Below are 6,806 nucleotides of genomic sequence, written 5' to 3'. Positions count from 1 at the left end.
AAGGATGGCAGTACCAAAACAAATATTACCGCCAAATGCTCAAACAAAAAGGTATCCGGCAAAGTATGAGCCGAAAGGGTAACTGTCTGGACAATGCTGTCATGGAAAATTTCTTTGGATTGCTCAAGAGCGAACTTCTCTATCTTCAACAGTTTCAATCTATGGAACATTTCAAGCAGGAACTGGTGGAATATTTAGATTATTATAATAACCATCGAATCAAAGCAAAGTTAGAGGGCTTGCCACCTGCAATTTACAGACAACAAGCCCTTCTGGCTTCTTAAACAATTTTAATTTGAAAATATTGTCTAACTTTTTGGGTTCAGTTCAATATAAAAAATTTCAGCTTTTTTTATTTTATATATAAGATTTTATCAAGCATATTTTCTTCTACCAAACAGCTCTCTTTTTTTTTATTTTCTAATCTGAACAAAAACAAAAAGCAGAGAGAATCCAATAAAATCCTCTCTGCATAATTGCTTTATACTGCTTTTTTGTATTTATGTGGTTAGCCTTACGAATCGCTCTTACAGTACCTTGTTCAAGAAATCCTGTGTTCTCTTGTTTTGTGGATTGCCGAAAACTTCTTCCGGTGTTCCTTCTTCTACGATGTAACCGCCGTCCATAAATACCACACGGTCTGCCACTTCACGAGCAAAGCCCATTTCATGGGTTACGACCACCATGGTCATACCTTCTGCAGCCAGTTGTTTCATAACTTCCAATACTTCCCCTACCATTTCAGGGTCCAGAGCGGAAGTGGGTTCGTCAAAAAGCATGATGTCCGGTTCCATTGCCAATGCACGGGCAATGGCTACACGCTGCTGCTGACCACCGGAAAGGCTTGCGGGATATACATCTGCTTTTTCCAGCAGACCTACCCGATCCAGCAATTTTTTGGCTTTTTCTTCAGCCTGTTCCTTTGTCATGCGTTTTCTGTCTACAGGTGCCAGCATGATATTCTGCAGCACAGACAGATGGGGGAACAGATTGAACTGCTGGAACACCATACCGATGTTTTCACGAATCTTATTGATATCAGATGTTTTTGCCATCAGATCATAATCGTCTACGATAATCACACCAGCGGTGGGTTCTTCCAGTTTATTCAGACAGCGCAGGAATGTACTTTTCCCGGAGCCGGAAGGTCCAATCAGGCAAACTACTTCGCCTTCTTTGACTTCCATGTTAATGTCCTTGAGAACCTCCAGACTGCCAAAGTTTTTCTTCAGGTTTTCAACTTTTACCTTAATCAATTTGCCAGCCTCCTCTCAAGCAGTTTGAACAGTTTTGTCAAAATGATAACCAGTACATAGTACCATACTGCAACGATTGCGTATGTTTCAAATGCACGGAAGTTGTTTGCGATGAGCTGCTGGCTCTGACGCATCATTTCCGCCACACCGATAACAGACAGGATAGACGTATCTTTCAGTGTGATGATGAACTGGTTGGTTACGGAAGGGATAACGATACGGAATGCCTGAGGCAGAATGATCTTCCGCATTGCTACGCCATGGGGCAGACCCAAGCTGCGTGCCGCTTCCATCTGACCTTTATTGATGGCGCTGATACCACTTCTGAAGATTTCAGACAGGTATGCACCGGAGTTCAGCATCAGTACGATGATGGACGCTGTAAATGAAGTGATTGGCATATTCAGCGCCGCACTCAAACCGAAGTAAATGAATGTCGCCTGTACCATCAGTGGTGTACCACGAATGATGCTCAGGTAAGCTCCAGAGAGCTTATTCAAAATGAAAGATTTGGAGATGGAACAGAAGCAGGACAGCAAACCTACCAAAATCCCCAGAATCAAAGAACAAACTGTCATAGCAATGGTCATTTTCAGCCCTTCGAACAGACGAGGGGAAATGCTCACTGCATATTCAAAAAAGTTTGAAGAACCGCCCACAGCCAGTGCAAAATGACCTGCCTGTGGGAACATGTTCGTCATTGCTGTTACAAAAATCTCACCCATAAGGCACTACTCCCAACTAAAATACAAAAAATTTCCTTTCGGATCAAAAATCCTTCGGCAAAGGATTATTCCTGAATGTATGTGTTCAGGATTTCGTCATATTTACCGCTTTCTTTCAGGTTTGCAAGACCAGCATTGAACATTTCCAGCAGTTCTGCGTTTTCACCTTTGTTTACAGCAAAACCATAGGAGCTGCCCTGTTCTTTTTCTGTTACCATTTTCAGACCGGAACCCTGAGAGATTGCATAGCCCATTACAGGGTAGTCTTCGAAGCAAGCAACGGAGTTGCCGGATTTAACATCCAGATACATGGAGTTGGAATCGTCAAATACAACTGTTGTGAAACCATATTCATCTTTGATGGATTCAGCAAATGTCTGACCTTCTGTACCGATCTTAACAGCTACTTTTTTGCCTGCCAGATCTTCATAGCTCTTGATGTCTTCGTTGTCTTCTTTTACGCCCATAACAACACCGCTGTCGAAGTAAGGATCGGAGAAGTCAAATTTTTCCTGTCTTTTAGGTGTGATGCTCATACCAGCGATAACGCCGTCAACCTGACCAGCTTCCAGAGCCTGAACAGCTGCATTGAAGCCCAGAGACTGCAGTTCTACTTCAAAGCCCTGATCTTCTGCGATTGCATTCAGCAGGTCAATGTCGATACCTACGAATTCACCAGCGTCGTTCTGGAATTCAAAAGGTGCAAATGTTGTATCTGTACCGATTTTGTAAACTTTGCCAGTTGTAGCAGCGTCGCCGCCTTCTTCTGTTGTTGCAGTATCGCTGGAGCCACCGCAAGCTGCCAAGCTAAATACCATTGTCAGTGCCAATGTTGTTGCTGCAAATTTCTTGAATAAACTCATTGTAATTCCTCCCTTTTTTACCTTTTTAAAAACATATTTATGGTATGCCGCACGCCAGAAGCGTACCGGCGCATATCAGTCTTTTTGATCCAGCATGGCTACCAGAGAACTGGTCCCTAGACGCTCTGCGCCAAGTTCCAGAAATTTTTCCGCGTCTGCAACACTTTTGATGCCGCCTGCCGCTTTGATCTTGGTACCAGGCTGCACATGCTTCGCAAACAGTTCCACATCTGCAAATGTAGCACCGCCGCCAGCAAATCCTGTGCTTGTCTTGATGTATTCTGCCTCAGAACGGCTGACCACATCACACATACGGATTTTTTCTTCTTCTGTCAGCAGACAGGTTTCTACAATGACTTTCAATATTCTGCCCTGACAGGCTTCTTTCACGGCATTGATCTCTTCCAAAACCTTCTGATCTTTTCCGTCTTTGACCCAGCCGATATTGATGACCATATCAATCTCATCTGCGCCATGAGCGATGGCATCTTTTGTTTCTGCCACTTTCACCGCTGTGGTCTGATATCCATTGGGAAAGCCGATGACCGTACACACTGCCAACTGTCCTTTCAGATATGCCGCTGCATCCGCAACATAAGAAGGTGGGATACAAACAGAAGCTGTTTTATGAGATAAACCCTCATCACAGATTCGCTGGATATCTGCCCATGTGGCACCTTGTTTCAGCATGGTATGGTCTACATGTGAAAGAATGAAATCCTTTTGCATATATACATCCTCTTTTCATCTGTTATACATACTTAGCCATTATAACACAAAATGAAACACACAACAATACAGAAAAATTTATCAATTTCCAAAACTTTTTTCTATAGATTCGCGATTATTATTAAAATTTCACATATTTTTAAATCACCTTCGATTTTGACCGAAAATTTCATCCTTTTTGCAAATGCACAAATGTCGGTACTTTGAAAATTTTAAAGTTTTGTTGATGCAAAAAATTTATGAATCCACATCGTTTTTCCAAATTTCTCAATACTTTTGCATATAAGTGTAAATTTATGAATAAAAACACATCTCCAATTTTCTTCTGTCACTTCATAAAAAAAGTGAAGAAAACACCTCTACAAAAAGATGTTCCTTCACTTTTTCTATCTTTACTACTTATATGCTACGCTCTTTTTCCATATTCTCAGGCATTCTGCATTTCTTGTGCCATCTGCGCCATAGCTTCTTCTCCCAGATTACAGTTATCAGCTGTCATACTGTAAAACAGATCGCCGTCTTTCCAGGAATAGACTTCCATCACACTTTCCATGACTTCGTCTGTGCCATAAGAAATGATCAGTTCACCGCTTTCTTCTTTTTCTTTGTCCTTTGCTGTCAACTCATAGCCTTCCGGCACAAATTTGTACAGATGACTGCTGTAGCCTTCCGACACTTCTTGCCCTGCATACGCATAAGGATCGCCGTCCTGTGCGGTGACTACCAGCGTTTTGCCTTCTTTTTCATAAGACAGGGTCATCAGCCCATAAGGTTCCCCTACGTTATTCCCATTTTCATCCTGTCCATACATTTCGCCCGTACCACCATTGACAAATGTAAATCCATTGGAGAAGGATTCTACGGTTTTCATATCAAATCCCACTTTTTCTTCCGCCTTTTCAATCTGCGCATAGCTTGTGATATCAACAGTAGTCTGTGCCTCTACGCCGCTGAAATGCACTGCCGCATAACAGGTAACAGATGCAAAACATACCACTGCAACAGCTGCAATTCTTTTTGCTGTAAATAATTTCATGGAAATTCTCTCCTTCCGCTCTCTTGACGTCGCTTCTCTCTTGATGTGTTCCAGCATCATGGGATTTGCATGCAAATGCTCTGTCCGTTTTTCCATAGCATGCTGAATCATTGCGTCCAATTCATCTCTTTTCATAAACCAGTTCCCCCTTCCGCAGTGTGTGTTCCTCTGCCAAAGCCTTCCGCAATCGGCTTTTTGCCGCAAACAATCTGGATTTTACCGTTGCTTCCAAAGAAGATGTGATCTGTGCAATCTCCTTGATGGAAAAATCATTGAAATAATATAGAATCAATGTGGTTCGCTGCTTCTGCCCCAGACTGTCAATGGCGGCATACAGCTTTTCGTACATTGCCCGCTGTTCACTGGGATAACTGTCAAATACCGGCGGCAGACCTTGTACCCCTTCCGCCAGTATTTCTTCCGCAGGCATCAGCTTTTGTTTTTTCTTTGTCTGTTTCCATGCACATCTGATCAGTATCTTAAAAAACCAAGATGAAAAACAATATGGATTTTGCAGCTTTTCGATTTGCAGCAGACAAGTCACAAAAGTTTCTTGGGCAATATCCTCTGCCAGGGGAACTTCCCCACATATCAGGGCAGCAGTGCGCACCGCTTTTTGCTCATAAGCAGCGAAGATTTCGTCAAAGGCGTCTGTGTTTCCCGCCTGCATCTGACGAACCAGTGCTGCCGTTTCTTCTATGGTCAAAGCCAAAGCCTCCTTTTTTCTTTCGTTTGACGCGTCTACTATATAGAGCGAATTGGTGAGAGAAAGGTTTGCTGTTTTTATAAAAAAATTAGAAATTCAGTTTTTTTCGGAAAAAGCTGTATGCCATCACTCCTAACACACCGCTTCCGCCAATAAATAGCAACAGCCTGATCTCCATCACATCTGCCAAAGGTCCAAATATAAGCATCCCCAGCGGAAAAGCCATGGACATGGCAATCTGTAAAAAGCCGAATACTCTGCCATGATATTCCTGTGGCACTCTATCCTGCAAAAAAGCAGTCATAGGCGCATTATAACAAGGTGACGCAATGCCAATGAGGGTATTGCAGAGCAAATAAACCCCAAATGTCGGGGCAAGACCAAGTCCAAACATAAGCATTCCATACCATGTACCTGTCAAAAGCGTTGCTTTGGCACGCCGTGGATACCCTTTCCATACAGCCAGCAGCAATCCCCCTAAAATCGTGCCCAAGCTATAAATCATCTCACTGCATGTCAGCCGCCAAACTTCCTCTCCAAAAGAGCGGGACACCAAAAGAGGCGTCAAGAAGGCTGAAGGTGTTACAAAAAACATTGTCACGAATTCAAAGAGCAGTAAATAACATACATCCTGATTTTTTCGGATAAAACCAACCCCTTCTGCCATCTGTATCCATGAAGAAGCCTCTGTTTTTGCCTTCAGCTCAGGAATCATAATCGTTGACGTAATGGAAATACCCATCACCGCTGTGATGACATCCAAAAACAATGTTGCTTCTATACCAAGGATGCCCAAAACAGCGCCGCTGGCTGCCGGTGCCAAAAAATTGGTAATGGCAGAACTGGTGCTTTGTATACCATTGACCTGCACCAATGCTTCTTTTGGTACCAGTTGGGGAATGACTGCCTGTGTTGCCGGCGTCTGTATGCCGGAACCAACGGAACGCATGGCAAGTACCATGATAACGCCTGCCGTTGTGGCTTTTCCCATCGAAAAACTGATTCCCAAAATTCCCGTTACAAAAGCAATCATACCATCAGAAATCATCATTAGTTTTTTTCTGTTATATCGATCTAGCCAAGTACCCGCAAAAAGAGAAATCAAAACCTGGGGCAAAAAGCCACAGATCGTAGAAAGGGTCAATACCTTTCCAAACCCAGTATAGAGTGTCAAATACCAGACCATAGCATATTGCACCAATGCCGAACCAAAAAGAGAAATGGTCTGTGCAGTCAAGAACTTACCTGTTTGTATTTTCCAGTTTTCATACATATCAAATCGTCCTTTCTTTCTAAAAAAGGGCGCAAAAAAATCCACGGCTACCCTTCTGCCATCTGCAAAACGGCATTCCGCGGATATTCTTTCTTTTCGGCACGCAAACAAAACATAGTTTCCTATGTTTTCATGCCGATCTTATGTAAAAGAATCTCCGCCCCATACAATCTCGATCGGTCTTATTGTACAGAGCTGATTTTCCTTGTGAAAACACA

At 42.9% G+C, this 6,806-nt stretch carries 8 protein-coding genes; 1 reads left to right on the top strand and 7 read right to left on the bottom strand.

Annotated elements, in window-relative coordinates; genetic code table 11:
- A partial coding sequence (locus BUB35_RS11315; protein ID WP_143158981.1) for an IS3 family transposase occupies positions 1-284 on the top strand: 284 nt, incomplete at its 5' end.
- A gap of 243 nt (positions 285-527) precedes the next feature.
- Here BUB35_RS11315 and BUB35_RS11310 read toward each other — a convergent pair.
- From BUB35_RS11310 to BUB35_RS11280, 7 genes are all read right to left on the bottom strand, one after another.
- Positions 528-1,256 carry an amino acid ABC transporter ATP-binding protein gene (locus tag BUB35_RS11310; protein WP_072851827.1) on the bottom strand — a complete coding sequence of 243 codons (729 nt, stop codon included), beginning with the start codon at positions 1,254-1,256 and terminating at the stop codon, positions 528-530.
- The gene (locus tag BUB35_RS11305; protein WP_242949242.1) at positions 1,253-1,981 is read right to left on the bottom strand and encodes an amino acid ABC transporter permease; all 729 of its coding nucleotides are present in this window, start codon (positions 1,979-1,981) and stop codon (positions 1,253-1,255) included. The genes BUB35_RS11310 and BUB35_RS11305 overlap by 4 nt, the downstream gene beginning before the upstream one ends.
- Before the next feature lie 65 nt (positions 1,982-2,046).
- Positions 2,047-2,844 (bottom strand): transporter substrate-binding domain-containing protein, encoded by a 798-nt coding sequence (locus BUB35_RS11300; RefSeq protein ID WP_072851825.1) that lies wholly within the window; start codon positions 2,842-2,844, stop codon positions 2,047-2,049.
- 75 nt (positions 2,845-2,919) lie between these two features.
- Positions 2,920-3,573: a deoxyribose-phosphate aldolase gene (gene deoC, locus BUB35_RS11295; protein WP_072851824.1), complete on the bottom strand. Its 654-nt coding sequence runs from the start codon at positions 3,571-3,573 to the stop codon at positions 2,920-2,922.
- 427 nt (positions 3,574-4,000) lie between these two features.
- Positions 4,001-4,744 (bottom strand): hypothetical protein, encoded by a 744-nt coding sequence (locus BUB35_RS11290; protein ID WP_072851823.1) that lies wholly within the window; start codon positions 4,742-4,744, stop codon positions 4,001-4,003.
- Positions 4,731-5,315, bottom strand: a complete 585-nt coding sequence (locus tag BUB35_RS11285; RefSeq protein ID WP_072851822.1) for an RNA polymerase sigma factor — start codon at positions 5,313-5,315, stop codon at positions 4,731-4,733. Before BUB35_RS11285 ends, BUB35_RS11290 begins: the two co-directional genes overlap by 14 nt.
- A gap of 88 nt (positions 5,316-5,403) precedes the next feature.
- Complete coding sequence (locus tag BUB35_RS11280) at positions 5,404-6,588, bottom strand: MFS transporter (RefSeq protein ID WP_072851832.1); 1,185 nt, start codon at positions 6,586-6,588, stop codon at positions 5,404-5,406.
- Positions 6,589-6,806: the final 218 nt, after the last annotated feature.

It is taken from the genome of Anaerotignum lactatifermentans DSM 14214 (assembly GCF_900142265.1).
Classification (GTDB): Bacteria; Bacillota; Clostridia; order Lachnospirales; family Anaerotignaceae; genus Anaerotignum; species Anaerotignum lactatifermentans.
Note: the sequence above shows the minus strand (reverse complement) of the source record. Positions and strands in the feature narration are given on the sequence as shown.